26 protein-coding genes are annotated in these 26,669 nt (G+C 71.9%); 7 read left to right on the top strand and 19 right to left on the bottom strand.

What is annotated here, in order from left to right; genetic code table 11:
* Nucleotides 1-148 precede the first annotated feature (148 nt).
* On the top strand, nucleotides 149-1,555 hold the full coding sequence (locus AB0L00_RS02700) for a D-alanyl-D-alanine carboxypeptidase (RefSeq protein WP_364427362.1): 1,407 nt from the start codon (nucleotides 149-151) through the stop codon (nucleotides 1,553-1,555).
* 28 nt (nucleotides 1,556-1,583) lie between these two features.
* On the opposite strand, the gene AB0L00_RS02695 is transcribed toward AB0L00_RS02700, so the two are convergent.
* Genes AB0L00_RS02695 through AB0L00_RS02665 form a run of 7 tightly spaced genes read right to left on the bottom strand, consistent with a single transcriptional unit; the run spans nucleotide 1,584 to nucleotide 7,475 of the window.
* Nucleotides 1,584-2,282, bottom strand: coding sequence for a hypothetical protein (locus AB0L00_RS02695; protein ID WP_364427359.1), 699 nt, complete (start codon nucleotides 2,280-2,282; stop codon nucleotides 1,584-1,586).
* Nucleotides 2,282-3,181, bottom strand: coding sequence for an ABC transporter ATP-binding protein (locus tag AB0L00_RS02690; RefSeq protein ID WP_364427357.1), 900 nt, complete (start codon nucleotides 3,179-3,181; stop codon nucleotides 2,282-2,284). The genes AB0L00_RS02695 and AB0L00_RS02690 overlap by 1 nt, the downstream gene beginning before the upstream one ends.
* A complete protein-coding gene (locus AB0L00_RS02685) occupies nucleotides 3,178-3,570 on the bottom strand; it encodes a GntR family transcriptional regulator (RefSeq protein WP_364427354.1) in 393 nt (130 codons plus the stop codon). The genes AB0L00_RS02690 and AB0L00_RS02685 overlap by 4 nt, the downstream gene beginning before the upstream one ends.
* 29 nt (nucleotides 3,571-3,599) lie before the next feature.
* Nucleotides 3,600-4,535 carry a YhjD/YihY/BrkB family envelope integrity protein gene (locus tag AB0L00_RS02680; protein ID WP_364427351.1) on the bottom strand — a complete coding sequence of 312 codons (936 nt, stop codon included), beginning with the start codon at nucleotides 4,533-4,535 and terminating at the stop codon, nucleotides 3,600-3,602.
* Nucleotides 4,536-4,594: 59 nt separating this feature from the next.
* Nucleotides 4,595-5,137: a 2'-5' RNA ligase family protein gene (locus tag AB0L00_RS02675; protein WP_364427348.1), complete on the bottom strand. Its 543-nt coding sequence runs from the start codon at nucleotides 5,135-5,137 to the stop codon at nucleotides 4,595-4,597.
* Nucleotides 5,130-6,158, bottom strand: coding sequence for a tryptophan--tRNA ligase (gene trpS / locus AB0L00_RS02670; RefSeq protein ID WP_364427346.1), 1,029 nt, complete (start codon nucleotides 6,156-6,158; stop codon nucleotides 5,130-5,132). Before trpS ends, AB0L00_RS02675 begins: the two co-directional genes overlap by 8 nt.
* 12 nt (nucleotides 6,159-6,170) lie before the next feature.
* A complete protein-coding gene (locus AB0L00_RS02665; protein WP_364427343.1) occupies nucleotides 6,171-7,475 on the bottom strand; it encodes a hemolysin family protein in 1,305 nt (434 codons plus the stop codon).
* Nucleotides 7,476-7,569: 94 nt separating this feature from the next.
* Between AB0L00_RS02665 and galE the strand changes: the two genes are divergently transcribed.
* Complete coding sequence (gene galE, locus AB0L00_RS02660; protein WP_364427341.1) at nucleotides 7,570-8,517, top strand: UDP-glucose 4-epimerase GalE; 948 nt, start codon at nucleotides 7,570-7,572, stop codon at nucleotides 8,515-8,517.
* Between the two features lie 127 nt (nucleotides 8,518-8,644).
* Here galE and AB0L00_RS02655 read toward each other — a convergent pair whose 3' ends face one another.
* Nucleotides 8,645-9,916 carry an ABC transporter substrate-binding protein gene (locus AB0L00_RS02655; RefSeq protein ID WP_364427339.1) on the bottom strand — a complete coding sequence of 424 codons (1,272 nt, stop codon included), beginning with the start codon at nucleotides 9,914-9,916 and terminating at the stop codon, nucleotides 8,645-8,647.
* Between the two features lie 35 nt (nucleotides 9,917-9,951).
* Nucleotides 9,952-11,220, bottom strand: a complete 1,269-nt coding sequence (locus tag AB0L00_RS02650; RefSeq protein WP_364427336.1) for a Gfo/Idh/MocA family oxidoreductase — start codon at nucleotides 11,218-11,220, stop codon at nucleotides 9,952-9,954.
* 80 nt (nucleotides 11,221-11,300) lie between these two features.
* Between AB0L00_RS02650 and AB0L00_RS02645 the strand changes: the two genes are divergently transcribed.
* Genes AB0L00_RS02645 through AB0L00_RS02635 form a run of 3 tightly spaced genes read left to right on the top strand, consistent with a single transcriptional unit; the run spans nucleotide 11,301 to nucleotide 14,005 of the window.
* A complete protein-coding gene (locus tag AB0L00_RS02645) occupies nucleotides 11,301-12,488 on the top strand; it encodes an ROK family transcriptional regulator (RefSeq protein WP_364427334.1) in 1,188 nt (395 codons plus the stop codon).
* Between the two features lie 11 nt (nucleotides 12,489-12,499).
* Entirely contained in the window at nucleotides 12,500-13,609 is a 1,110-nt protein-coding gene (gene galK / locus AB0L00_RS02640; protein ID WP_364428964.1) for a galactokinase, read from the top strand.
* 36 nt (nucleotides 13,610-13,645) lie between these two features.
* Nucleotides 13,646-14,005, top strand: a complete 360-nt coding sequence (locus tag AB0L00_RS02635; protein ID WP_364427332.1) for a hypothetical protein — start codon at nucleotides 13,646-13,648, stop codon at nucleotides 14,003-14,005.
* Nucleotides 14,006-14,164: 159 nt separating this feature from the next.
* On the opposite strand, the gene AB0L00_RS02630 is transcribed toward AB0L00_RS02635, so the two are convergent.
* The 4 genes from AB0L00_RS02630 to AB0L00_RS02615 form a co-directional block, all read right to left on the bottom strand.
* Nucleotides 14,165-14,458, bottom strand: a complete 294-nt coding sequence (locus tag AB0L00_RS02630; protein ID WP_364427330.1) for a YbgF trimerization domain-containing protein — start codon at nucleotides 14,456-14,458, stop codon at nucleotides 14,165-14,167.
* Between the two features lie 249 nt (nucleotides 14,459-14,707).
* On the bottom strand, nucleotides 14,708-15,697 hold the full coding sequence (locus tag AB0L00_RS02625) for a malate dehydrogenase (RefSeq protein ID WP_364427327.1): 990 nt from the start codon (nucleotides 15,695-15,697) through the stop codon (nucleotides 14,708-14,710).
* Between the two features lie 344 nt (nucleotides 15,698-16,041).
* Nucleotides 16,042-18,273, bottom strand: a complete 2,232-nt coding sequence (locus AB0L00_RS02620; protein ID WP_364427325.1) for an NADP-dependent isocitrate dehydrogenase — start codon at nucleotides 18,271-18,273, stop codon at nucleotides 16,042-16,044.
* A gap of 439 nt (nucleotides 18,274-18,712) precedes the next feature.
* A complete protein-coding gene (locus AB0L00_RS02615; RefSeq protein ID WP_345353100.1) occupies nucleotides 18,713-19,111 on the bottom strand; it encodes a DUF3017 domain-containing protein in 399 nt (132 codons plus the stop codon).
* A 282-nt stretch (nucleotides 19,112-19,393) separates the two neighbouring features.
* On the opposite strand from AB0L00_RS02615, the gene AB0L00_RS02610 reads away from it, so the two are divergent.
* The gene (locus tag AB0L00_RS02610) at nucleotides 19,394-20,110 is read left to right on the top strand and encodes an FHA domain-containing protein (RefSeq protein ID WP_364427321.1); all 717 of its coding nucleotides are present in this window, start codon (nucleotides 19,394-19,396) and stop codon (nucleotides 20,108-20,110) included.
* 120 nt (nucleotides 20,111-20,230) lie between these two features.
* Here the strand turns inward: AB0L00_RS02610 and AB0L00_RS02605 are convergent, their stop codons facing one another.
* From AB0L00_RS02605 to purN, 4 genes are read right to left on the bottom strand one after another with little or no spacing between them, the layout of a single operon-like run.
* Nucleotides 20,231-21,082 (bottom strand): bifunctional methylenetetrahydrofolate dehydrogenase/methenyltetrahydrofolate cyclohydrolase, encoded by an 852-nt coding sequence (locus tag AB0L00_RS02605; RefSeq protein WP_345353096.1) that lies wholly within the window; start codon nucleotides 21,080-21,082, stop codon nucleotides 20,231-20,233.
* Between the two features lie 52 nt (nucleotides 21,083-21,134).
* The gene (locus tag AB0L00_RS02600; RefSeq protein ID WP_364427318.1) at nucleotides 21,135-21,323 is read right to left on the bottom strand and encodes a hypothetical protein; all 189 of its coding nucleotides are present in this window, start codon (nucleotides 21,321-21,323) and stop codon (nucleotides 21,135-21,137) included.
* Nucleotides 21,324-21,381: 58 nt separating this feature from the next.
* Nucleotides 21,382-22,932, bottom strand: a complete 1,551-nt coding sequence (gene purH / locus AB0L00_RS02595) for a bifunctional phosphoribosylaminoimidazolecarboxamide formyltransferase/IMP cyclohydrolase (protein WP_364427315.1) — start codon at nucleotides 22,930-22,932, stop codon at nucleotides 21,382-21,384.
* Nucleotides 22,929-23,534: a phosphoribosylglycinamide formyltransferase gene (purN, locus tag AB0L00_RS02590; protein WP_364427312.1), complete on the bottom strand. Its 606-nt coding sequence runs from the start codon at nucleotides 23,532-23,534 to the stop codon at nucleotides 22,929-22,931. The genes purH and purN overlap by 4 nt, the downstream gene beginning before the upstream one ends.
* An 85-nt stretch (nucleotides 23,535-23,619) precedes the next feature.
* Between purN and AB0L00_RS02585 the strand changes: the two genes are divergently transcribed.
* Nucleotides 23,620-24,090 (top strand): DUF4190 domain-containing protein, encoded by a 471-nt coding sequence (locus AB0L00_RS02585; protein WP_364427310.1) that lies wholly within the window; start codon nucleotides 23,620-23,622, stop codon nucleotides 24,088-24,090.
* Nucleotides 24,091-24,100: 10 nt separating this feature from the next.
* Here AB0L00_RS02585 and AB0L00_RS02580 read toward each other — a convergent pair whose 3' ends face one another.
* On the bottom strand, nucleotides 24,101-25,549 hold the full coding sequence (locus AB0L00_RS02580; RefSeq protein WP_364427307.1) for a DUF6350 family protein: 1,449 nt from the start codon (nucleotides 25,547-25,549) through the stop codon (nucleotides 24,101-24,103).
* Nucleotides 25,550-25,784: 235 nt separating this feature from the next.
* Nucleotides 25,785-26,669, bottom strand: a complete 885-nt coding sequence (gene sucD, locus AB0L00_RS02575) for a succinate--CoA ligase subunit alpha (RefSeq protein ID WP_345353084.1) — start codon at nucleotides 26,667-26,669, stop codon at nucleotides 25,785-25,787.

The raw sequence follows: 26,669 nt of genomic DNA, 5'->3' as shown, positions 1-26,669 counted from the left end.
TTGGTCGGCATCGACCGCCCAAAGATCACGAATCGGGCAAGGCCGATCAAGAAACCGGAGGCGCCCCTGGGGGGCTTCGTCAGGCCTCATTATTGGGGGTACACCCGCTGTGTCGTTCCCGTACCCGTCCTCTCCACGTTGGGCAGCCATGCGAACGTTGATCGCCTTCGTCGCCGTTTCTGGGGTTGTCGCGCCGCTGTACGCCGTTCCGGCCCACGCCGACACGGTCGTCGGCGGGCCCGAGCTGAGCAAGCATGGCTACATCTGGGACCACTCCGCCGGGGTGTCCGCCCCGCCGCACATCCAGGCGTCGTCGTACGTCATCGCCGACCTGGAGACCGGGCGCATCCTGGCGGCGAAGGACCCGCACGGCGAGTACCGGCCCGCCAGCACGCTGAAGACCCTGACCGCGATCACGCTCATCCCGCGCCTGAACCCGGCCCAGAAGATGAAGCCGTCACAGAACGCGGTGAACGCGTCCGGGTCGGCGGTCGGCATGGACACCAAGTGGACCTACACGGTGCGCGACCTGTTCCACGGCCTGCTGATGCAGTCGGGCAACGACACCGCCATCGCCCTGTGCGAGGCGAACGGCGGGCTCGCGCCGTCCCTCGAGCAGATGAACGCCGAGGCCCACCGCATCCAGGCCCTGGACACGGTCGCGCGTACGCCCAACGGCCTCGACGACGACCCGCCGCTCACGCTCGCCCAGCAGCACAGCTCCGCGTACGACCTCGCGCTGATCATGAAACAGGGCCTGACGCTGCCCGACTTCCGCAAGTACGTCGGCGCGACGCTGTACCACTGGCCGGCCCCGCCGGACAAGAAGGAGCGGGAGAAGGGCAAGAAGACCGGCGGCTACGAGATCGGCACGCACGACCACCTGCTGATCGGCAGCAGGCCCTACCGCGGCATGATCGGCGGGAAGAACGGCTGGACCAGCCACGCGCTCGGCAGCTTCGTCGGCGCGGCCACCCGCGACGGCCACACGATCATCATCTCGCTGATGCACGCCCAGTCCGACTTCTGGGACGACGCGCGCGCCCTGCTCGACTGGGGCTTCGAGGAGCGCGCGAAGGCGGGCTCCGCCGGGACGCTCGTCGACCCGATCCCGCCGCCGCAGCCGAAGAAGCCCCCGGCGGCGGCGACGAAGCGGCCGAACACGGTGCGTCTCTCCCCGGCCGACGGCCCCGACTGGCGCAAGCTGGGCGCCGCCGGCGGTGGCGGCCTGGCCCTGCTGGCGATCATCGCCGGACTCCTGTTCGGCCTGCGCCGGCGCCGGCGGGCGGCGCTCGCCGAGGCGGCCCCGCCGCCCGCCGGCGGTCACGTCCGCACCTTCGGCCCGGAGCGACCGCCGTCCGGCGCCGCGTCCGAGACCCGCGACGAGGCGACGCGGACCGGTCCCGAGTCCGGGTCCGGGTCCGAGTCGCCGCACCGCGGCGACGTGAAGGTCGCGGGCGCCCCGCTGTCCTCCGGCCCGGCGGAACCGTCCGCCCGGGAGACCGCGCCGAACCCGGTACGGCGCGTGGAGGCCGAGCAGGCCGACGAGGAGTAGGGCCCTTCCGCCGGGGCGCGACTCGGTCTCAGATGGGCAGGCGGCGGATGGTGGCGAAGCCGCCGGCGAGCATGACGGCGACGGCGGCGGCGAGGACGCCGGTGACACCGGTGGCGGTGATGGTGGTGAGGAAACGGCCGATGTCCGCCCAGCCGTGCGCCCACGTCGCGATGATCGCGGCGAGGGCCAGCACGCCGAGTTGCGCCGCGCCGAAGATCATGGTGCCGGGCAGCCCGGCGCGGCGGTGGACCAGGCCGTACCACATCCCGTAGACGAACAAGAGGACGAAGGTCGTCGTCACGGTGAGCCACGACAGGTACCAGGGGCCGTCGAGGAGGTAGGGGACGCGGAAGTAGGCCATGTGCAGGCCCCATCCGCCGGTCGCGCGTTCGAGGATCTGGCCGACCGCGACCACGAGCCCGAAGCACACGGCCAGGGCGAGGGCCAGTGCGGTGACGCCGAGGAAGTAGGCGCGGCGGCTGACCCCGAGGGTGAGGGCGAACGGCAGGGCGCGGGCGACGGACTGCGCGCCCACGATGAGCACGACGAGGAAGGCCGCGGCCAGGCCGCCGACCCAGCGGTGGTCGGTGTGGCCGGCCAGGGTGAGTCGCAGGATCACCACGTCGAGGATGAAGCCGAAGGCCGCCCACACCCAGGGCAGTACGAGGTAGGTGACGCGGTCGAGGAGCAGGTAGCGGACGACGGTGACGATCGGGGTGTGGCGCATCAGGATGCCCTCGCTGCCGTGCGGCCGGACTGGTCATGGTGCTCGGCCGCGTAGACCGCGAGCTGCTGAAGGGTGACCCCCTCCAGGCGCAGGCGCAGATGGTCGGCGAGTTCGCGATCGCGCTCGTCGAGCCGACCGATCATCACCGCAGTGGTCTGCGTGCCCATCGTGCGCCGGTTCAGCGTCGTGCGGCCGGCGACGAACCGCTCCACGCCGCCGGCCGGGCCGGTGACGACCGTGGCGGCGCCGCGCAGGTCGTCGGTGAACGCGTCGAGGACCAGCCGGCCGTGGTCGATGACCAGGACGCGGTCGAGGAGCTCGGCGGCCTCGTCGATGAGGTGGGTCGAGAGCACGATGCACCGCGGGTGGGCGGTGTAGTCGGCCAGCAGCTGGTCGTAGAAGAAGGTGCGGGCGACCGCGTCCAGGCCCGCGTACGGCTCGTCGAACAGGGTGAGCTCGGCGCGGGCGGCCAGCCCGATGATGATGCCGAGGGCGGTCCGCATGCCGCGCGACAGCTTCTTGATCGGCCGGGCCGGCGGCAGCTCGTACGCGTCCAGCAGCGTGCCGGCCAGCTCGGCGTCCCAGTTCGGGTACAGCAGCGAGGCCGCCCTGATCGCGTGCCGGACCCGCAGGTCGGGGTACGTCTGGTCCTCCCGTACGAGGATCATCCGGCGCAGCACCGCGTCGTTCTCCAGCGGCCCGGCCCCGAACACGTGCACGCGCCCGGAGGTGGTGAACTCCTGGCCGGCCAGGATGCGCAGCAGCGTGGTCTTCCCGGCGCCGTTGCGGCCCAGCAGTCCGGCGATGCACGGCGTGTCGATCTCGAAGGTGACATCGGTCAGCGCCTGGTGGCCGCGGTAGTGGCGCGTGACCCCGGCGACCGAGATCGCCGGCGTCATGCCCGTTCTCCCGTCGTCACCTCGGCGGAGGCCAGCTCCTCGCGGACCAGCCCGAGCAGCTCGTCCAGCCCGATCCCGAGCCGTGCCGCCTCGACCACCAGCGGCCGTACGTAGTGGTCGGCGAAGCGGCGCCGCCGGGCGCGCACCAGCCGGTCCCGCGCGCCCTTCGCGACGAACATGCCGACGCCCCGCCGCTTCTCCACCAGGCCCTCGTCCGAGAGCGTGGTGAGGCTGCGCGCCGCCGTGGCCGGGTTGACCCGATAGAACGCCGCGAGTTCGTTGCTGGACGGGACTAGTTCGCCCTCGCCCACGGTGCCGTCGGCGATCTGGTTCGCCAGCTCGGCGGCGATCTGGGCGAAGATCGGCCCGCCGTCATCGAGGAGTGACATACCGACCAACGGGGCAGGCGTACGGCGCGCTAGGCCCCTTCGGCCCGGGCCGGTGGTTCCTCGTCCACGTTGAGCACCACCCGGCGCGTGGCGGTCCAGGCCGCGGTGAACAGGATGAAGCGCGATACGACGTTGATCCAGATGAGCAGTCCGACGATCACGGCGAACGACGCGTACAACGGATTGCGCATGACGTGCCCGATGAGGTAGGTGCCGAGCAGCTTCAGCCCCTCGAAGCCCACGGCCCCGAACACACAGCCCCGCAGCAGCCGCCGCCAGGACGCGCGGGTGCCGGAGAGACGGGCGAACAGCACCAGGAAGAGGAAGGTGTTCGCCGCGATGGCGACGCCGATCGCCACCAGCCGCAGGACGGTGCCGGCGCCCGGCACGTCGGACAGCCCGGTCCAGTGGAGGACGGCGTGGGTGGCCGAGGTGGCCAGACTCGACAGCGCGACGGAGGCGAGCAGCGTCAGGCCCAGGACCACCAGGACGGCCAGATCCGACAGCTTCTTGATCACCGGGTTGGCGTCGTGCTCGGGGTCGCCCTTCCACATGGTGCGCAGGGACTCGCGCCAGACGCCGATCCAGCCCAGGCCGCTCCACGACAGGCCGAGCAGTGCGAACACGCTGGCCCCCGCCTTTGCGGCGGCGATCTGCTGGACGGGCAGCTTGTCGGCGAGACCGGGCAGCAGTTCGAAGATCGCCTTGGTGACGTACTCGCGGGCGCCGGGGCTGATCGCGACGACGTACCCCATCACGGCGAAGGCCAGGGCGACCAGCGGGAAGAACGACAGGAACCCGTAAAAGGTCAGGGCCGCGGCCATCCGGTCGCCGCGGTACCGCTGGTAGCGCTCGTAGGCCCGGCCCAGGTGGTCGAACCACCGCCAGCGCGCCCGGAGCGCGCGCAGGAACCCCTTGACATGCTCCTCCACGGAGGAGACCCCGCGCTGCACCCCGCTGATCACCGGCGCCATGGTGGGGGCATTACCCCGGTGCGGCGAGAAGATTCACCCGGAGTGAGCAATCATGAACGGTATGCGTGGGCGCCGAACGGGAAGTGCCACCGTGGCCGCCACACGCCGTCCAGTCCGTGCTCGTACAGCCAGAAGCCGTCCACGGGGAACTCCGCCTCGTACCCGGCGAGCTCCTTGAACGCCTGGTCGAGCAGGTCGTCCGGGAGGTGGTGGGCGACGGTGACGTGCGGGTGGTACGGGAACGGGCGCTCGACGGCGAGCGGACCGCGGCGGATCTCGTACTCGAGGCGCTCGCAGTCGCCGATGCCCTCGGCGAGCGCGACGAACACGACCGGCGACACCGGCCGGAACGTGCCGGTCCCCCGCAGGTGGATGTGGAACGGGCGTTCGCCCAGGGCGACGCCGCGCAGGTGCCGGTCGATGTCGTCGAGCGCCGGGACCGGCACCCGCGTCGGCGGTACGAGGGTGATGTGGGCGGGGATCGACGTGGCGAGCGGATCGCCCAGCGCGGCGCGGCGGCTCTGCAGCTCGGGACCGTACGGATCGGGGATGGCGACGGCCACCCCGATCGTGCGCTCCTCGGCCTCAGGCACGGCCCAGGAACCCCACCCGGTCGCGGACCGTCTCCATCGTCTCGCGGGCCACCTCGCGGGCGCGGTCGCCGCCGACCGCGAGCATCCGGTCCAGTTGCGCCTCGTCGGCGAGCAGCTTGCCGGTGCGCTCCCGGATCGGCACGAAGGTGTCCAGGAGGATCTGGGCGAGCTCCTTCTTCAGCGCGCCGTACCCCTGGCCTTCGAAGTGCCGCTCGAGGTCCTCGATGGAGGTGCCGGACAGCGCGGAGTGGATCCGCAGGAGGTTGGTGATGCCCGGCTTGTTCTCCTCGTCGGCCTTGATCTCGGTACCCGTGTCGGTGACCGCACGCATGACCTTCTTGCGCAGCGGGCCCGGCTCGTCCAGCAGGTCGACGATGCCCTGCGGCGAGGAGGAGGACTTGCTCATCTTCGCCGTCGGGTCCTGCAGGTCAGTGATCTTCGCGGCGGCCTTCGGGATGTACGCCTCGGGGGCGACGAAGGTCTCCCCGAACCGGTGGTTGAACCGCTGCGCGAGCGTGCGGGTCAGCTCCAGGTGCTGCCGCTGGTCCTCCCCGACCGGCACCTGGTCCGCCTGGTAGAGCAGGATGTCGGCGGCCTGCAGGATCGGGTACGTGAACAGGCCCACCGAGGTGCTCGACGCGCCCTGCTTGGCGGACTTGTCCTTGAACTGCGTCATCCGGCCGGCCTCGCCGAACCCGGTGATGCAGGACAGCACCCACTGCAGCTCCGCGTGCTCGGGCACCTGGCTCTGCACGAACACCGTGCTGCGCTCCGGGTCCAGCCCGATCGCGAACAGCTGCGCGGCCGCCACCCGCGTGCGCCGCCGCAGCACCTCCGGGTCGGTCTCCACTGTGATCGCGTGCAGGTCGACGATGCAGTAGAACGCGTCGTGGGTGTCCTGCAGGGCGACCCACTGCCGGAGCGCGCCGAGGTAGTTGCCGAGGTGGAAGGAGTCGGCGGTCGGCTGGATGCCGGACAGGACCCGCGGACGCGGGGCGGACGGGCTGGACTCGATGGGCATAGCTGGATTCTCTCAGGCTTCCTCGTTGTCCGCCGGTGGGGTCGGCGGCGGGCTGAGGCGGACGCGTGACACACGGCGGCCGTCCACCTCGGTGACGGTGAGGCGATGACCGTTCACCTCGACGTTCTCCCCGACCTGCGGCAGGTGTCCGAGAACGGCCATCAGGTAGCCCGCGACCGTCTCGTACGGCCCTTCGGGCAGCTCCAGGCCGGTCTCGTCGGCGAACGCGTCCAGGTTGAGCAGGCCGTCGACCTCGAGCGCGCCGCCGTGCAGGCGACGGGCGTGGGCGTCCTCGACGTCGTACTCGTCGCGGATCTCCCCGACGAGCTCCTCGACCAGGTCCTCGAGGGTGACGATCCCCGCGGTCCCGCCGTACTCGTCGACGACGATCGCCAGGTGGTGACCCTCGCGCCGCATCTCCGACAGCGCGGCCAGCACCCGCTTGCTCGCCGGCAGGTACAGGACCGGCCGGACCAGCTCGCCGACCGGGGTGGACCGGCCCGCGAGCTGCGGATCGAGCAGGTCGCGGACGTGCACGAACCCGATGACGTCGTCGTGGGAGTCGCGGTAGACGGGATACCGGGAGTGCGGGCTGCCGGTGGTGGTGCGCGCGGCCTTCGCCAGCGGCGTCGCGGCGTCGAGGAACTCCACCTCCGTGCGGGGCACCAGCACCTCGCGCAGCTGGCGCTCCCCGGCGTCGAACACCTCCTCGATCAGGTTCCGTTCGTCCAGGGCGATCTCCGTCGTGCCGGCCACCAGCGAACGGATCTCCTCCGCCGTGATGGCCTCACGGGAGGTCTCCGGGTCGCCGCCGAGCAGCCGCACGACGAGGTTGGTCGACCTCGACAGCAGCCAGATCACCGGCCGCGACACCTTCGCCATGCGGTCGAGGAACGGCGCCACCATCATCGCGGTGCCCTCGGCGCGCTGCAGGCCGAGCCGCTTGGGCGCGAGCTCGCCGATGACGAGCGTGACGTACGAGATGATCAGGGTCACGCCGACGACGCCGATGAACCCGGCGAGCCCCTCCGACATGCCTTCTCGGATCAGGGCCTTCTTGGCGGTCTCGGACAGCGTGATCGCGCCGTACGCGGATGACAGCAGCGCGGTCAGCGTGACGCCGATCTGCACGACCGCGAGGAAACGGTTGGGGTCGCTGACGAGCCGTGCCACCGCGGTGCCGCGCCGACCGTGCTCGCCCATACGGCGGACCTGACTGTCGCGCAGCGACACGAGAGCGATTTCGGAGGCCACGAACAGCGCCTCGACGAGAATGAGCGCGAGGACGATCGCGGCGCTCACCAGCGTTTCTCTCATGAGAAACGCCTGTAACTATGTGGGTCGTCCATGTCCAGGTGGGTTGTTCGGAAAGACTAGAGCTGAAAGCGTACCCGCAAAGCTTGGAGGTCAAATGAAACTTCTCGTCACCGGGGGCGCCGGATACATCGGCAGCGTCGTGTCGGCCCGGCTGCTGGAGGCCGGGCACGAGGTCGTCGTGCTGGACGACTGCTCGACCGGCCACGCCGACGCCGTGCCGGACGGCGCGCGGCTCATCCGGGGCACGCTCCGGGAGGCGGCCCACGAGACGCTGGCCGCCGGGTTCGACGGCGTGCTGCACTTCGCGGCCAAGTCCCTCGTCGGCGAGTCGGTGGAGAAACCCGGCCTCTACTGGGACAAGAACCTCGGTGAGTCGCTGGCCCTGCTCGACGCGATGCGGACCCACGGTACGCCGCGCGTTGTGTTCTCCTCCACCGCCGCGACGTACGGCGAGCCCGAGCGGACGCCGATCCTCGAGACCGACCCGACCCGTCCGACCAACCCGTACGGTGCGTCGAAGCTGGCGATCGACACGACGCTGGCGGAGTACGCCCGGATGTACGGCCTCGGCGGGGTGAGCCTGCGCTACTTCAACGTCGCGGGCGCGTACGGGCGGTACGGCGAGCGGCACACGGTCGAGACGCACATCATCCCGAACGTGCTGAAGGTGCCACTCGGCGAGCGCGAGTCGGTCGCGGTCTTCGGCACCGACTATCCGACGGCGGACGGCACCTGCGTCCGCGACTACATCCACGTCGTCGACCTGGCCGAGGCGCACCTGCTGGCCCTCGACGCCTGCGCGCCGGGCGAGCACGAGATCTTCAACCTGGGCAGCGGCTCGGGCTACTCGGTCCGCGAGGTCATCGACGTGTGCCGCGAGGTCACCGGGCACGAGATCCCGGCGGTGGAGAGCCCCCGGCGGGCCGGCGACCCCGCCGTGCTCATCGCCTCCTCCGCCAAGATCTCCGACCGGCTCGGCTGGAAGCCCGAGCGCGACCTGCGGGCGATGGTCACGGACGCCTGGGCGTTCGCGCGGCGGTAGGCCGGGACGGCCCGTCCCGGCCGGAGCGGCGCCTCCCGGCCAGAGCCACGCGTCGCGCTCGAAGCGGCGCCGCTCCGGCCGGAGCGGCGCCTTCCTCCGGGCGTGGCGTGCCCCGTCCGGGAGGGCCTCAGTGGGCGGTGAGCGGGCCGAGCTGGGTCTGGAGGCCGGACAGGGCCTGTTCGGGGCTCTGCTGTCCGCGCAGCGCCGCGTAGGCCGCCTCCTGGATCGCGGTCGTGACGTCGCCGTAGCGGACGGCCTCGGGCCGCGGCACGGCGTTCTGGATGGAGGTGGCCAGCGTCGGCAGGTACGGCTGCGCCTTGACCATCGCGGGGTCGGAGTACAGCGCGAGGCGGGACATCGGGTAGGCGCTGCCCAGCCCGAAGGTCTTCTCGGCCTCGGCGCCAGTGACGTACCGGATGAAGTCCAGGGCCGTCTTCTTGTGCTTGGAGAAGGCGGAGATCGCGACGTTGTTCCCGCCCAGGGTGGAGATGCCCGGGCCGATGCGCCCGGGCAGCGGCGCCACGTCGAACCTGCCCGCGACCTTGCTGGAGCCGTCGGTCTTGCCGGCCAGGGCGTAGACGTAGCCCCAGTTGCGGTGGAACAGCAGCTCGCCGGCTTCGAAGGCCCGCCGGCCGTTCTCCTCCTGGTAGGTCAGGGCGGCCTTGGGGATCAGGCCGTTCTTCAGACCGTCGGTCAGGAACCGCAGCCCGGCGAGGGCCTCCGGCGTGTTCAACGCCGGCCGTCCGGAGGCGTCCAAAACGTGCCCGCCCGCGCTGTCGATCGCCTCGGTGACGTTGACGGTGAGACCTTCGTACTTGTCGTACTGCCCGGCGTAGCACCCGATGTCGACCGACTTCCGCACCTTTGCGCAGTCGTCGGTGAGCTCCTGCCAGGTCTTCGGCGGCCCGGCGATGCCGGCCTTCTTCAACAGGTCGGTCCGGTAGTACAGCAGCCCGGCGCCGGTGAGCCACGGCGCGGCGTACAGCTTTCCCCGGTACTGCCCGGTCCGCAGCGACGGGGTGAGGAACCCGCTCGCGTCCAGGCCGGTGATCGGCTCGACCCACTGGTTCGCGGCGAACTCGGCGGTCCAGACGGCGTCCAGCGTGACGACGTCGAACGCCGTCGACTTGATCTGAGCGTTCTGGACGAGCTGCTGACGCTGGGCGTCGGCCGCCTCGGGCAGGTCGACGAGCGTGACCTTCGCGTCCGGGTGCGCGGCGTTCCAGCCGTCGACGACCTTCCGGAGCGTGCCGGTCGGCTCTTTGAAGCTCGCCCAGGTGATGGGTCCACTGCCGGCCGAGTCGCCGGAGCTCCCGGAGGATCCGGAGGATCCACAGGCGCACAGCCCGAGGGCCATGACGGCGCCGAGGAGGCTCCGGCGCGGGAAACGGTGCTTCATGGTCACTCCGCGGGTGGGGTCGGGTGCTTGGGGCGTCAGGGGGCGGGGGTCGCGCCGTCCGGGAGAAAGACGACGGTGCCGGTGTGCCGGGCCCGTTCGGCCGCCCACACGAGCCGGTGGCTCGCCAGGGACGTACGGGCGTCCGAGAGGAGCAGCGACGGGTCGCCGGTGGCCAGCGCGGCCACGAACGCCTCGGCGAGGGCCTGGTCCGCCCCGCCGTGGTCGCCGGCCAGCGAGACCCCCTCCCCTTCGTCGGTCTCGATGACCTCCCGGGCGCCGGAGACGAAGTCGTCGACCGTGAGCCGGACGCCGTCACCCTCGATGAACCCGTGCGAGCCGAAGATCCGCGTCTTGCGGAACCCCATGGGCGTGAAGGCGCTCGCGGTGAACGACGCGGTCACCCCGCCCTCGTACTCGATCGTGACGACCTGCTGGTCGACGGCGTCGTTGTCGCACGCGTACACGCACCTGCCGTACGGCCCGTCGCGCAGGGCCGCGCGCACCCCTTCCGGCGAGGGCTCGAAGGTCAGGGCGCTCAGCGGCCAGTGCGTCCGCGCCGGGTCGCCGACGAAGCCGAGGTAGGTGCGCGTCGCGGAGTACGGGCAGGACGGCTCGACCGCGCAGTCGAGGCACCGGTCGGCGGCGCCCTCGGGGCGGTTCTCGGGCCGGAAGTGGGTGAGCGCGCCGAAGGAGGACACGCGCACCGCGGGCCGGCCGATGATGTGGGCCAGCCAGTCGATGTCGTGGCAGCACTTGGCCAGCAGCATCGGGGAGGACTCGTCCGCGCGCCGCCAGTTGCCGCGCACGTAGGAGTGGGCGAAGTGCCACCAGCCGATCGGCTCCAGGTGCTGCACGCCGGCGACGGCGCCGATCCGCCCCGCGTCGATCAGTCCCTTCAACACGCGGGTGTAGGCGGAGTAGCGCATCACGTGGCACACCGCGAGCATCACCCCGGCGCGCTCGGCGGCCGCCGCGATCGCCGCCGACCCGGCCTCGGTGGGCGCCATCGGCTTCTCGAGCAGCAGGTGGTAGCCGCGTTCGGCGAAGGCGACGGCGGGCTCGACGTGCTCGCCGTCCCGGGTGGCGACGATGACGCCGTCGGCCCGCCGGGGCAGCGCCGCCAGCTCACGCCAGTCGGTGAACACCTGGTCCGGCCCGAGCCCGTGCTCGGCCGCGGCCCGCTCACGACGCTCGGCGACGGGATCGGCCACCGCCACGACGCGGGCACGGCCGTCGCGGACCGCGCGGCGGCCGTAGTCCGAGCCGCGCATCCCCGCTCCGACGAGGGCCAGGGTCACCGGCATCGACACTCCCGAGTTATTAATAGAAGGTTGTTTAATATCGCAGAGGATCCGTCGCACGGGCGGCGGATGTCAAGGGGGTCATGGTGAGACGAGGCGGCGACCCGTCCCGGCTGCGGCGGCTCAACTCCACGGACGTGCTCGCGGCCCTCTACGCCGAGGGCCCTCGCACGCTCACCGAGATCAGCGCGGTGACCGGGCTCTCCCGCCCGACCGTCGAGGACGTCGTCGAGGGCTTCGTGCGGGAACGGATCGTCCGCGAACTGCCGCCCGAGCCCGGCGGCGCCGGGCGGCCCGCGCGGCGCTTCCGCTTCGGCGCCGACGAGGGATTCGTCGCCGGGATCGACATCGGGGTCCACAAGGTCCTCGTCATCCTCGCCGACCTCGAGGGCGAGGTCCGGCAGGTGTGCCGCAGAGTGGTCGAACCCGAGTGCGGCCGCGCCGAACGCCTCGAGGCCGCGCGCGCCACCCTCGCCCGCGCCCTCGACGAAGGCGGGATCGCGCCGGACCGCCTGCGCGCCATCGGCCTCGGCACCCCCGGCGTCGTCCGGGACGGCGTCGTCACCCTGTGCACCGTGCTGCCCGACTGGACCGACCTGGACCTCGGTCACGCGCTGGCGGCGGGCATGCCGGCTCCAGCCCTCGCCGAGACCGAGGCGCCCGCCGCCGGGGCCGCCCGGGCCGGCGTGCCGATGCTCGTGGAGAACGACGCCAACCTCGCGACCATCGCCGAGCACTGGCGCGGGGCGGCCCAGGACGTACAGGACGCCGTCTGTGTTCTCGCCGGCAACCGCGTCGCGGCGGGCGTCCTCATCGGCGGCCGGCTCCACCGCGGGCACCGGGGCGGCGCCGGCGAGCTCGGCCTGCTGCGCGTCCTGGGCTGGGAGGACGCGCCGGACCGCCTGCTGGCCGCCTGTCCCGGCAGCCGTGACCTGGCCGCCGTCTTCGCGGCCGCCCGGTCCGGCGACGCGCGGGCCACGGCCGCCGTCGGCGGGTTCACCGGCGACCTGGCGACCGGCACCGCCGCCCTGCTCCTCGCCGTCGATCCCGCCGTCGTCGTCGTGGGCGGCGGCCTGTCCCGCGCCGGCGACCTGATCGTCGATGGGCTGCGCGAGCGGCTGGCCGCGCTGTGCCCGCCTCCGCCCGAGGTCAGGGTGTCCGCGCTGGGCGACGAGGCGGTCGCCACCGGCGCCGTCCGCATCGCCCTCGAACGAGCGACCGCGGGCCTCTTCCCCGACGGGCTGCCGATAGGATCAGCGCCCACACGATAGGCACGGTGATCATGGATTTTCGCGACTGCTTCGGGCGTGATCCGGAAGGAGTCTGGCGCGCCCCGGGTCGCGTCAACCTCATCGGCGAGCACACCGACTACAACGACGGCTTCGTGCTGCCCTTCGCTCTGGCCCAGGGTGTCTCGGTCGCGGCGGCCCGCCGCGACGACGGCGTCCTCGAACTCCGTTCCCTGCAGTCCCCGGACCCCGTACGCGTCACCGATGCGAAGCCGGGCCAGGTCAGCGGCTGGGCCGCCTACGCCGCAGGGGTGGCCTGGGCGCTCCGCGAGGCCGGCCACGAGGTCGGCGGCGCGTCCGTGCTCATCGACTCCGACCTGTCCCAGGGAGCCGGCCTGTCGTCGTCGGCGGCGCTGGAGTGCGCCGTCGCGCTGGCCCTGTGCGACCTGTACGAGATCGAGGTGCCCCGGCCGGAGCTGGCCCGCATCGCCCAGCGCGCCGAGAACGACTTCGTCGGGATGCCCTGCGGCATCATGGACCAGTCCGCCTCGCTCCTGTGCACCGAAGGCCACGCCCTCCTGCTCGACTGCCGCAGCGGGCTGTCCGCCCAGGTCCCGCTCGACCTCACCGGCCTGTCCCTCCTGGTCATCGACACGCGCGCCGAGCACGAGCTGGTCGACGGCGGGTACGCCGCCCGCCGCGCCGCCTGCGAGAAGGCCGCGCAGGTGCTCGGCGTCGCGGCGCTGCGCGACGTCGAGGACCTCGCCGCCGCGCTGCGGGTCCTCGACGACCCGGTCCTGCGCCGCCGCACCCAGCACGTCGTCACCGACGACCACCGCGTACAGGCGGCGGTGGGCCTGCTGCGGGCCGGCGCCGTCGCCGAGGTCGGCGCGCTGCTGACCGCCTCGCACCTGTCGCTGCGCGACCAGTTCGAGGTCTCCTGGCCGGAGGCCGACGTCGCCGTCGAGGAGGCCGTACGCGCGGGCGCGCGCGGCGCCCGGATGGTCGGCGGCGGCTTCGGCGGCTCGGTGATCGCCCTGACCCCGGTGGACCGCGAAGAACAGGTGCGCACGGCCGTCACCGAGGCGTACGCCGACCGCGGCTGGGAGGCGCCCCGTTTCATCGACGCCGTCCCGTCGGTCGGCGCCCGCCGCGTGTCCTGACACACTGAGATCGCCCGCACCGTCATCCTTGGTGGCATGCGGCGGTATGAGGCGATAACGGTGTTCCTGCTCCTCGTCGGAGGAGTGCTGCTCCCGGTGGTCGGCTGGCTGATCGGGGCGGTGATGCTCCTCGGCTCGTCGCGCTGGACGCTCCGCGACAAGGCCGCCGGGCTGCTGATCTGGCCCGGCGGGCTGGCCGTGGCCGCGGCACTCGTCGTCTTCGCCCCGACCCGGGAATGCGTGTACGTGGACGACGCGGGCGGCCACCGGCACGGCGGCCAGTGCACGGGCACCGCCCTGCCCGGCTGGCTGGGGGTCCCCCTCCTGCTCGTCGCGATCGCCGGACCGCTGCTGACGGCCGCCTACCTGACCTGGCGCGCCCGCCGATCGGTCTGACCGCTCGGGAGGGTCACGGACCCACGACTGCGGTGGGCCCGCGCCGGATGATCATCGACGCGGCGCGACGGCTCCGGGCCGCTCGCGGGCACTGACGTCGAAGGCCGCCGGATCCCGCTCAGGGACCCGGCGGCCTTCACCGCCGTTCGGCAGACCGCGTCAGGAGCGGCCGCCCGCCTCGGACCACGCGAGCAGCTTCGCGACCATCTCCCGCAGCTCGACCTGCCCGGCCATCAGCTCCGGAATGACCTCGACGCGAACCTTGACCTGCTCCATGTCGGTCTTGAGCGTCGACACGTCGCCCTTGAGCTGGGACACGTCGCCCTTGAGCTGGGACACATCGCCCACGAGCTGGTCGATTCGCCGCTCGATCCGGATGTGCGTGGTGTCATGGTCGTCCATGCGCCGCTCCAGGGTCGTGACCCGGGTCTGGATGTCCTCGATGACTCCCATGGTGCTTACCGCCTCCTCGGCTGGGGGGTTGGAATGAACCGAAGGGCGACCGCTGGGTGCGGTGAGTTCTTCCCTCCAAGCCCCTATCTCCGCCTGTCAGCCCTGAACAGACGGCCTGCGCGGAACCGACCAAGCTTTTGGGCCGGCTCTTTGGCCTGATGAGGTTCCTCCTGGCGGCAAAGAGTCACAGAAGTAACTCTAGGTGTCAACTCGATTACAGAGAGGATCACCGGGGATGGGCGGGAGCGGTCAGATCAGGCCGAGGTTGCGGACGGCGTCGCGCTCCTCCTCCAGCTCGCGCACCGAGGCGTCGATGCGCTCGCGCGAGAAGTCGTCGATCTCCAGGCCCTGGACGATCTCCCACTTGCCGTCCTTGGCCACGACCGGGAAGGACGAGATCAGGCCCTCGGGCACGCCGTACGAGCCGTCGGAGACCACGGCCATGGAGGTCCAGTCACCCTCGGGGGTGCCGTTCACCCAGGTGTAGACGTGGTCGATGGCCGCGCTGGCCGCCGAGGCCGCCGAGGACGCACCGCGCGCCTCGATGATGGCGGCGCCGCGCTTGGCGACCGTCGGGATGAAGGTGTCACGCAGCCAGGACTCGTCGTTCACGACCTCGGCGGCGTTCCGGCCGGCGACCTCGGCGTGGAAGATGTCGGGGTACTGCGTCGCGGAGTGGTTGCCCCAGATGGCGACCTTCTTGATGTCCGTGACCGGCGCCTGGACCTTCTTCGACAGCTGCGCGATCGCGCGGTTGTGGTCGAGTCGGGTCATCGCGGTGAAGCGGTCGGCCGGGACGTCCGGGGCGTGCGACTTGGCGATCAGCGCATTGGTGTTGGCCGGGTTACCGACCACGAGCACCCGCACGTCGTCGGCGGCGCCGGCGTTGATCGCCTCGCCCTGCGGCTTGAAGATGCCGCCGTTGGCCTCGAGGAGGTCGCCGCGCTCCATGCCCTTCGTACGCGGGCGGGCGCCGACCAGGAGGGCGACGTTGGTCCCGTCGAACGCCCGCTTGGCGTCGTCGGTGACGTCGATGCCCGCCAGCAGCGGGAAGGCGGCGTCGTCGAGCTCCATCGCGGTGCCCTCGGCGGCCTTGACGGCCTGCGGAATCTCCAGCAGGCGCAGGTGCACGGGTACGTCGGCGCCGAGCAGCTGCCCGGAGGCGATGCGGAAGAGCAGGGCGTAGCCGATCTGACCGGCGGCACCGGTGACGGTCACATTGACGGGAGTGCGAGTCATCGTGGTCTCCAGCTGGTACGAGGCCCGGGTCGAGCGCCGAACGGAGCTCCGATCGGGTCTCTCGTCGTCGAGATAGTCCGGCCGCCAGGCTATCGCGCGCCCAACTCCGCCCCCGCACCGCCTATCGCGGCCTCCGCGCCAGCACCTCCGGCACCCGGCTGTGCCTCGCCACCCCTAAGCCCCGGATCCGCTCCCGCCGACAAGGCGCGCGCCCGGGGCAGACCTTTTTCTGCGCCGGGAGTACCCCCACGGTGACGGGGAAGGCCGCCCACCGGGTGCGGCGGGCGGCCTTCGCAGTGCGGGAGATCAGGCCTGGGCGGCGTCGCTCGACGCCGCCGTGGGCGTCACGCGGATGAGGCGGCGAGGGTCGCGAGGGCCTGGTTGAGCGTCCGCGACGGGCGCATGACGGCGGCGGCCTTGGCCGGGTCGGGGTTGTAGTAGCCGCCGATGTCGGCCGGGGAACCCTGAACCGCGAGCAACTCGTCGACGATCTTGCTCTCCTGCGAGGTCAGCGTCTCGGCGAGCGGGACGAAGGCCTTGGCCAGGTCGGCGTCGTCGGTCTGCTTGGCCAGCTCCTGCGCCCAGTACAGGGCCAGGTAGAAGTGGCTGCCGCGGTTGTCGATGCCGCCCAGGCGGCGGGTCGGGGACTTGTCCTCGTTGAGGAAGGTCTCCGTGGCCCGGTCGAGGGTGTCGGCGAGGACCTGGGCGCGGGCGTTGCCCGTCGTCTGCGCGAGCTGCTCGAAGCTGACCGCGAGCGCGAGGAACTCACCGAGGCTGTCCCAGCGCAGGTAGTTCTCCTTGACGAGCTGCTGCACGTGCTTGGGCGCCGAGCCGCCGGCGCCCGTCTCGAACAGACCGCCGCCGTTGATGAGCGGCACGACCGACAGCATCTTGGCGCTGGTGCCCAGCTCCAGGATCGGGAACAGGTCGGTCAGGTAGTCCCGCAGCACGTTGCCGGTGACGGAGATGGCGTTCTCGCCGCGGCGGATCCGCTCCAGGGAGAAGGCGGTCGCCTCGACCGGGGACTTGATCTCGATCTGCAGGCCCGCGGTGTCGTGCTCGGGCAGGTACCGCTCGACCTTGGCGATCAGGGAGGCGTCGTGCGCGCGGTCCCGGTCGAGCCAGAACACGGCCGGGTCGCCGGTCGCGCGGGCGCGGGTGACGGCGAGCTTGACCCAGTCCTTGATCGCTGCGTCCTTGGTCTGGCACATGCGGAAGATGTCGCCGGCGCCCACCGTCTGCTCGAGGACGACGTCGCCCGCCTCGTCGAGGACCCGCACCGTACCGGTGACCGGGATCTCGAAGGTCTTGTCGTGGCTGCCGTACTCCTCGGCCTGCTGTGCCATCAGGCCGACGTTCGGAACCGAGCCCATCGTCGACGGGTCGAAGGCGCCGTTGGCCCGGCAGTCGTCGATGACGACCTGGTAGACACCGGCGTAGCTGCTGTCCGGGATGACGGCGAGCGTGTCGTGCTCCTGGCCGTCCGGGCCCCACATGTGGCCGGAGGTGCGGATCATCGCCGGCATCGAGGCGTCCACGATGACGTCGCTGGGGACGTGCAGGTTGGTGATCCCCCGGTCGGAGTCGACCATCGCGAGGTCCGGGCCCGCGGCGAGCTCGGCGTCGAAGGACGCCTTGATCTCCTCGCCGTCGGGCAGCGACTCCAGGCCACGGAAGATCCCGCCGAGGCCGTCGTTCGGCGTCAGGCCGGCCCCCGCGAACGTCTCGGCGTACTTGGCGAAGGTGTTCGGGAAGAAGGCGCGCACCACGTGGCCGAAGATGATCGGGTCGGAGACCTTCATCATCGTGGCCTTCAGGTGCACCGAGAACAGCACGCCCTCGGCCTTGGCGCGCGCGACCTGCGCGGCGAGGAACTCGCGCAACGCCGCGACGCGCATGACGGACGCGTCGACGACCTCGCCCGCCAGGACGGGTACCGACTCGCGCAGGACGGTGGTGGAGCCGTCGTCGCCCACGAGCTCGATGCGCAGCGTGCCCGCCTCGGCGATCACCGCGGACTTCTCGGTGGACCGGAAGTCGTCGGCCGTCATGTGCGCGACGTTCGTCTGCGACTCCGCCGTCCAGGCGCCCATGCGATGCGGGTGGGTCTTGGCGTAGTTCTTGACCGACGCGGGGGCCCGGCGGTCGGAGTTGCCCTGCCGCAGTACCGGGTTCACCGCGCTGCCCTTGATCCGGTCGTACCGGGCTCGGACGTCGCGCTGCTCATCGGTCTTCGGCTCGTCCGGGTAGTCCGGCAGCGCGTAGCCCTGCTCCCGCAGCTCGTCGATCGCGGCCTTCAGCTGGGGGATCGAGGCCGAGATGTTCGGCAGCTTGATGACGTTCGCACCGGGGGTGTCGACCAGCTCGCCCAGTTCGGCGAGCGCGTCCGGAATGCGCTGGTCCTCCGCGAGGTACTCCGGGAAGGCGGCGATGATGCGCCCGGCCAGGGAGATGTCACGGGTCTCCACGGTGACGCCGGCGGTCGAGGCGTATGCCTGGATCACAGGCAGGAACGAATACGTCGCCAGGGCGGGTGCCTCGTCCGTGTGGGTGTAGATGATGGTCGAATCAGTCACCGGGTGCTCCGCTTCACGCTCAACAACATTCGTCAGCAACTCTCATATCGAGACAGACGGGCGGGGTCGGCCGCCCTCAGCAGGTCTCAGTCGATCCCTCACGTTTCCTATCGACCAGACGGGTTTCGCGGAGCCCCAGGTGTTCGGGGGTTGGAATGCGACCCACCCCGGCGCGGGGAGACACCCCGCGACGTCCAGCGACCGCGATGGGGGACATTCCGATCAGCATGAGTGACCTGGCGCACATTTTCCAGTATCGCTACGGGCTCCTTACCTGCAGCCTGCATCATCCCACTGCCCATTGGCCGGTCGAGCAAAGAGGTGGGGCTTCCGGGAGGAGGCGTCGTCGCGCGGACGTCAGCGCACGGTGTCGTCGGGCGGGCGTCAACGCACGACGCCGAGCCGGGCGCGCGGTGCCGGCGCCCGCGACTCCGGCAGTTCACTGCCCCTTCGCGACGAACGCGACAAGCGTGACGCCGACCGCGGCGACCGTCATGAGCATGACGTCGACCCACCGGCGCCGTACGGCGAGCATGCCGGTCTGGCTCTCCGGGAGGACCAGCCGGGCGAGCGCGCCGATGAACACGGAGGCGGCGATCAGCATGCTGCCCCGCCGGAAGTGGTTGGTCGCGACCACGGCCAGGCCGGCGGCGACGCCGCAGAGGACGAAGATGTACGGCAGTTGCCCGAGCCATCGCGGCACCGCCGGACGGGCCGGTGCGCGCTCCGCACGCCGTGGGGACGGCGGCGTCTTCGGCCCCGGGGCGGGTTGCGCCGCGGCGGGAACGTCCCCCAGGGACGGGTCGTAGGACTCCGGTGGCCCGTACTGCTCCGACATACCCCTATCTTGGCAGCGCCCGCGCGTGGCCCGCCCACCTATGGCGCGGACGGCGAGCGCATCGCGTCATCCGGCACGGCCCGTCGTTCATCCGGCGCGCCCGTCGCGCTCGCCCGGCGGCCGTGGGGAGACCGCCGCCGGGCGCTCCCGGGGCCCTTCCCGGAGGGGCGAATGTCCCGTAATCTCCGGTGTACTCGGCCTTACCCACCGGTAGGCGGGTGTGACCATGGCCGGTCCGGGTAACCAGGCAGACAGGGGTCGCTAACTACTGGAGGGACCGCTGTGGAGGGCCCGTACATACGGATCGAAGAAACCGGCACGGTACTGCCACTGCGCTCTGAGGTCATGACCGTCGGGCGAGGTCGAGGGGTGGACATACGACTCGACGATCCCAGCGTGTCCCGGTTGCACGCCGAACTGGTCCGCCGCGGTCCGTACGTCTACGTCGTGGACCTCGGCCTGTCGCGCAACGGCACGCGCGTGAACGGACGGCCGATCGCCCGGCGCGTGCTCGAGGACGGTGACGTGGTCAGCTTCGGCGCCGCGCGCTGCCGGCTGGGCGGCATACCGCGCGAGGACGTCGATCCGGACGTCGAACTGCGCCGTGCCGTCGCTCCGGAGCTCACCCGCCGCGAGATCGACGTGCTGACGTCGCTGTGCCGGCCCGCCCTGTCCGACGAGGCGTTCGTCGCGCCCGCCACGGCCCGGGAGATCGCCACCGACCTCGTGGTGACCGAGGCCGCGGTCAAGCAGCACCTGCTGCGGCTGTACCAGAAGTTCCGCATCCCGGAGGGCGCCAACCGGCGGACCCGGCTGGCCAACGAGGTCATCGCGCTCGGGCTCGTCCGCCCGCTGCCGCCCGTGCAGGTGCCGCCCCAGGGCGGCCGTCCGCCGGAGCCGGCCCGTCGCCCCGACGGGTCCCGGCCGGGCACGCCGCCGCAGCCCCGTCAGCCGACGGCGCCCGGCCAGCCCACCGCCCCGGGGCGGCGCGCGAGCTGACCAGGCCGGCCTTACCGAGCTTGAGCTGACCAGGCCGGCCTTACCGAGACAGCGGCCGACGGCACCGCCGCGTCGACGGCCCACGACAGGCCGTCCGGCGGTGCCCTGAGGCCGTTCGGCTCAGGCGGAGGCCTTCTCCGCGGCCTCGACGACGTTCGCCAGCAGCATGGCGCGGGTCATGGGGCCGACGCCGCCCGGCATGGGCGCGACCCAGCCGGCGACCTCGCGGACGCCGGGGTGGACGTCGCCGACGAGGCCCTCGTCGGTGCGCGTGATCCCGACGTCGAGCACGGCCGCACCGGGTTTGACCATGTCCGCGGTGAGCAGGCCGGGTACGCCGGCGGCCACGACGACGATGTCCGCCTCGCGGGTGTGCGCGGCGAGGTCCTTCGTCCCGGTGTGGCAGGTGGTGACGGTGGCGTTCTCGGAGCGGCGGGTGAGCAGCAGGCCGAGCGCCCGGCCCACCGTGATGCCCCGGCCGATGATGGTGACGTCGGCGCCCCGGAGCGGCACGTCGTACCGGCGCAGCAGCTCGACGATGCCGCGCGGCGTGCACGGCAGCACGCCGGGCTGCATGAGCACCAGGCGCCCGAGGTTGACCGGGTGCAGACCGTCGGCGTCCTTGGCCGGGTCGATGCGTTCGAGGACCCGCTGCTCGTCCAGGCCCTTCGGCAGGGGCAGCTGGACGATGTAGCCGGTGCAGGTCGGGTCGGCGTTCAGCTCGTCCACGGCCGCCTCGACCTCCGCCTGGGTGGCGGTGGCCGGGAGGTCGCGCCGGATGCTGGCGATCCCCACCTCGGCGCAGTCGCGGTGCTTGCCCGCGACGTACGCCTGGCTGCCCGGGTCGTCGCCCACGAGCACGGTGCCCAGCCCGGGGACGATGCCCTGCTCGCGCAGCGCGTCGACGCGCTGCTTCAATTCCGCGCGGATCGCCGCCGCGGTCGCCTTGCCGTCGAGAATTCGTGCGGTCACCGTTTAATCCTCTCAGGCGGGGAAGGTTGAGGCTCGTTCGACCCGAGGGAGGTTACAGCTCGTCCTGATTCGCCCGCTGACGCCAGGCGACGAGGCGGTCGGTCAGGTGCCAGCTCGCGGATCCCGCGAGAACGGCGGCCAGTACGGCGGCGATGAGGCCGATCAACGGGCGGACCTGGTCGGTGAGCGCCGCGCTGCGGATGACGGCTGCCACGCCGAACTCGAGGAATCCGTTCGCCACGAGGTGTCTCCCTGGGGGATGCGGTCGCCGGGGCGGAGGCCCCGGCGACCTGCTGGGGTCAGTGGAAGAAGTGGCGGACCCCCGTGAAGTAGAGGGTGACGCCCGCCTTGGCGGCCGCTTCGATCACCTCGTCGTCATGAATCGAGCCGCCGGGTTCGACAATAGCCCTGACTCCGGAGTCCGCGAGCACCTGAAGACCGTCGGGGAAGGGAAAGAAGGCGTCCGAGGCACCCACCGAGCCGGTGGTGCGGTCCCCCGCCCGGGACACCGCGAGACGGGCGGAGTCGACCCGGTTGACCTGCCCCATTCCGACGCCGACGGTCGCGCCGTCGGCGGCCAGCAGGATGGCGTTCGACTTCACCGAGCGGCAGGCGCGCCAGGCGAACGCCAGGTCGCGGAGGGTCGCCTCGTCGACCGGCTCACCCGTCTTGAGCTGCCAGTTCGCCGGGTCATCGCCGGGGGCGTCGATGCGGTCCCGCGTCTGGGCGAGCAGTCCGCCGTCGATCTGCCGGGTGTCCACCTCGGCGGCCGGGCCCTCCGGGCAGACGAGCAGCCGGAGGTTCTTCTTCTTGGCCGTGAGGAGCGTCAGGGCCTCCTCCTCGAAGCCCGGAGCGACGATCACCTCGGTGAAGATGTCGGCGAGCTGACGCGCCATGTCGGCCGATACCGGCCGGTTGGTGGCGATGACACCGCCGTATGCCGACACCGGGTCGCAGGCGTGCGCCTTGCGGTGCGCCTCGGCGATGTCGGCGCCGATCGCGATGCCGCACGGGTTCGCGTGCTTGATGATCGCGACGCACGGCTCGGCGAAGTCGTACGCGGCACGGCGGGCCGCGTCGGCGTCGACGTAGTTGTTGTAGGACATCTCCTTGCCGTGCAGCTGCTGCGCCCCGGCCAGGCCGCCCTGGTCGTCGGTGTAGAGCGCCGCCTCCTGGTGGGGGTTCTCCCCGTAGCGCAGGACGCTCTTGCGGGTGCGGACCGCGCCGATGACGTCCGGCCAGCGGGTGTCGGAGTCGGGCGCGTACGCGCTCGCGAACCACGACGCCACCGCGACGTCGTACGCGGCGGTGTGGGCGTAGGCCTGCGCCGCGAGCCGCTTGCGCTCCTGCAGCTCGAAGCCGCCGCGGCGCACGGCGTCGAGGACCTGGTCGTACGCGGACGGGTCGACGACGACGGCCACGGTCTGGTGGTTCTTGGCGGCGGCGCGCACCATCGCCGGGCCGCCGATGTCGATCTGCTCGACGATCTCGTCCGGGGTCGCGCCGGAGGCGACGGTCTCCCGGAACGGGTAGAGGTTGGAGATCAGCAGGTCGAACGGCTCGACGTGCAGGTCCTCCAACTGCTGGACGTGGTCGGGGTTGCGACGGTCGGCCAGGAGCCCCGCGTGCACCTTCGGGTGCAGGGTCTTGACCCGGCCGTCGAGGCACTCGGGAAAGCCGGTGAGCTTCTCGACCTTCATGACCGGGACGCCCGCCTCGGCGATGCGCGCGGCGGTCGACCCGGTGGAAACGATCTCTACACCGGCCTCGTGCAGGCCCCTGGCGAGGCCTTCGAGACCGGTCTTGTCGTAGACGCTGATCAGCGCCCGCTTGATCGCGATACGGGTCACCCGATCCTCACTCTCCTGTTCTCGATGGTCCATCCCTCGCGGACCAGACGGCCCACGGTGCCGACGAGCAGCGGGCGTTCGACCGCCTTGATCCGCTCGTGCAGCGAGTCCTCGTCATCGTCGTCCAGGACCGGCACGGTCTCCTGGGCGATGATGGGTCCGGTGTCGACGCCGGCGTCGACGAAGTGCGCCGTGCAACCGGACACCTTGACGCCGTATTCCAGCGCCTCGCGCGCCCCATGGGTGCCGGGGAAGGCGGGCAGCAGCGCGGGGTGCGTGTTGATCACCCGGCCGGCGAACCGGTCGAGGAACCGCTTGCCGAGGATCTTCATGAAGCCCGCGGAGACGACCAGGTCAGGGTCGTACGCGGCGACCGCGTCGGTCAGCGCGGCGTCCCACGCGTCCCGCGTCGGATGGTCCTTCACCCGGACGATGAAGGTCGGCACGCCGGCGCGTTCGGCGCGGCGCAGGCCTTCGATGTCGTCGCGGTCGGCGCCCACGGCAGTGATCCGAGCGCCATAAGCTGGATCGACACACGCGTCGAGCAGCGCTTGTAGGTTGGTCCCCGCACCGGATACGAGGACGACGAGCCGGGCGGACACCGTAACTCCCAGGAACGACTGGTGGGCGGGTGTACCAGCCTATCGGCCGCCGCTCGGCCCGGCTCAGCCGACACCAGGAGGACCAGTGAGTGACGCGCCAGGCCACGACCAGGCCGGGCCGCAGACGCAGCTCCCCGAACCACCCCGCCCGCCGCTGCCGCCGACCGCACCCGAGCGCGGCGGCCCCCGCGCGCGGATTCTCGGTATCGCCGGGCTCGTCATGACATTGCTGTTCCTTCCCGCCGGGGTGGCGCTGTCCCTCTGGGCGGTCGTGGCGGGGCTGCGCTCCCGCAAGCAGGCCCGACGGGTCCTCGCCCCGGCGCCCGGCGCGGTCGCCGGGGTGGTGCTGGGCACGATCAGCCTGGTCCTGGCGCTCTCCCAGATCGGGCTATACGCGGTGATGTGGGACGAGTTCAACGGCTACGTGAAGTGCCGCGAGTCGGCCCTCACGATCGAGGACAAGAAGGCCTGCCAGGACGAGTACCTGCCGCGCATCGAGCGCAAGCTGCACCTGCCGAAGGACTCCCTGCGCAAGCAGCCCCCGGCCTGGCCCTGATCGGCCCCGGTCAGTCGCGCGGCGGCCGTCTCCGGATCGGTGAGACATCGCCGGGGCCGCCGTCGTCGCGCGACCGCGACGCCGCGCCCCGCGGGCCCGTCCAGTCCCCGATCGGGATGACGCCCTCGGGCAGCGGCTCGTCGACGGAGGACAGCACCGGGTCCGGCTCCTCGAACTCGAGCTCCTCGGTGTCCGGCTCGTCGTCCGGGGTCTCCGGGGCGGCGGGCCTGCGACGCAGCAGCCGCCAGTTGGCGATCCACGCGGCGATCGCCGCCGACACGCCCACCTCCAGCGCGGCCAGCAGCCCGACCTGCCACGCGGACGGCCCCATCACGGCCATCCGGCCGCCGCCGAGCGGACCTCCGGACAGCGCGGCGAGGAAGGCGATCACGCCCCCGGTGACCACACCGGACACGAACCCCCACAGCGGCGCGGCCTCGGTCGCCTCGGTCGGCTGGTACCGGATCGTGAAGACGCCGCCGACGGCGCCGGCGATGAACGGCACCCCCAGCGCGAGCAGTGACACCGCCGGCGCCGGTCCCGGCTCCGGCAGCGCCGCGAACGGCGGGAACGCCGGGATCATGCCGACGAACACCCCGGACGGCGACACACTCGTGCCGGCCCCGACCGCGAACCCGGGCCCCACGGCGTACGCGACCGCCCACAGCGCGGCGTTCGGCAGGTACACCACCCCGATCAGGGTCAGCAGGATCCCGCCGACGACGCCCGGCTTGAGCACGCCATAGAGGTTCTCGGCCTCGGAGAAGTGGAACAGCAGCGAGGCGAGGAAGATCAGAACGCCGGCCCCGAGCAGGACGGCCGTCGCGCCGGTGACCCCCGCGGCCACCGAACGGGCCCGCCGGGGCAGCAGCCCCAGCATCGCGACCCAGGGCGCGCGGTTCGTCGTCGAGACGAGCGTCCGCGCCGCCCCGAGACCTCCGGCGAACATCGCCAGCAGGAAGCACAGCAGCAGCCCCTGCCACGCCGAGGGCTGGATGGCCGATGAGCGCGCCAGGAGCGCGAGCAGGCCGGACAGCACCGCGTACGGGATGGCCAGCGCGAACGCGGCGTGCGTCACGCCGATCCGGTAGCGGCCCCGCACCCGGCCGGTCCGCGCGATCCACCCGCCGGCGCGGAACAGCAGCATGCCCGGCAGGATCATCAGCCCGAGCGGCAGCAGCCCGACCCGGCCGTGCGGCACCGTGAAGCCGGCGTGGTGCGCCACGAGCCAGAACCCGACCGCCGTGCGGAAGACACCGGGCAGGCCGGTGCCGAGCGCGCTGCGCGGCGCGGCGATCCAGCCGATCAGCGTGATCGTGACGAGCACGGTCAGGCCGATGCCCGCCGCCCAGACGGCCGCCACGATGCCGGTGACGGCGAGCGGCCGCGTCACGGTCTCGGCCACAGGGGACGGGCCGGTGTCCTCGAGCTCCGCGTCGTCGTGATCGGTCGTGGTCATGGGGACCATGCTGGCAGCGCCGAACCGGCGATTCCGCACACCCGCCCGGCGTGTCGCCCTTCCCTTACCGGGCGCACCATGCAAGAAGCCCCGGCGAACCTTCGATGGCCATCGCCTTAGGCGTACCGAACGCTCGGCAACCGCGATTCAGGAAGGGCCACTGGGAGGGCGCGGACGCGAAGACGCCCGGCCGGGTGGTCCCGGCCGGGCGTCTTCGGAGGCTGCCTCGCGTGGATCAGGCGGACATGATCTCGCGCATGAGGCGGGCGGTCTCGCTCGGGGTCTTGCCGACCCGGACGCCGACCTTCTCCAGTGCCTCCTTCTTGGCCTGGGCGGTGCCGGAGGAGCCGGAGACGATCGCGCCGGCGTGGCCCATCGTCTTGCCCTCGGGGGCGGTGAAGCCCGCGACGTACCCGACGACCGGCTTGGTGACGTGCTGCTCGATGTACGCGGCGGCGCGCTCCTCGGCGTCACCGCCGATCTCACCGATCATCACGATCGCGTCGGTCTCGGGGTCGGCCTGGAACGCCTCGAGCGCGTCGATGTGGGTGGTGCCGATGACCGGGTCGCCACCGATGCCGACGCAGGTGGAGAAGCCGATGTCACGCAGCTCGTACATCATCTGGTACGTCAGCGTGCCCGACTTGCTCACCAGGCCGATGCGGCCCGGGGAGGTGATGTCGGCCGGGATGATGCCGGCGTTGGACTTGCCCGGGGAGGCGATGCCGGGGCAGTTCGGGCCGATGATGCGGGTCTTGCCGCCCTTCTCGACCGCGTGCTTCCAGAACCAGGTGCTGTCGTGCACCGGGATGCCCTCGGTGATCACGACGCACAGCGGGATCTCCGCGTCGATGGCCTCGACGACGGCGTCCTTGGTGAACTTCGGCGGCACGAAGACCACCGACACGTCGGCCCCGGTCTGCTCCATCGCCTCGGCGACGGTGCCGAACACCGGGAGGTTCCGGCCCTCGTGCGTGACGGTCTGCCCGGCCTTGCGGGCGTTGACGCCGCCGACGACGTTCGTGCCGGCGCGCAGCATGCGGGCGGTGTGCTTCGAACCCTCGCCGCCGGTCATCCCCTGGACGATGACCTTGCTGTTCTCGGTCAGCCAGATCGCCAT

This window comes from Actinoallomurus sp. NPDC052308, from assembly GCF_040679195.1.
GTDB lineage: Bacteria > Actinomycetota > Actinomycetes > Streptosporangiales > Streptosporangiaceae > Actinoallomurus > Actinoallomurus liliacearum.
Note: the sequence above shows the minus strand (reverse complement) of the source record. Positions and strands in the feature narration are given on the sequence as shown.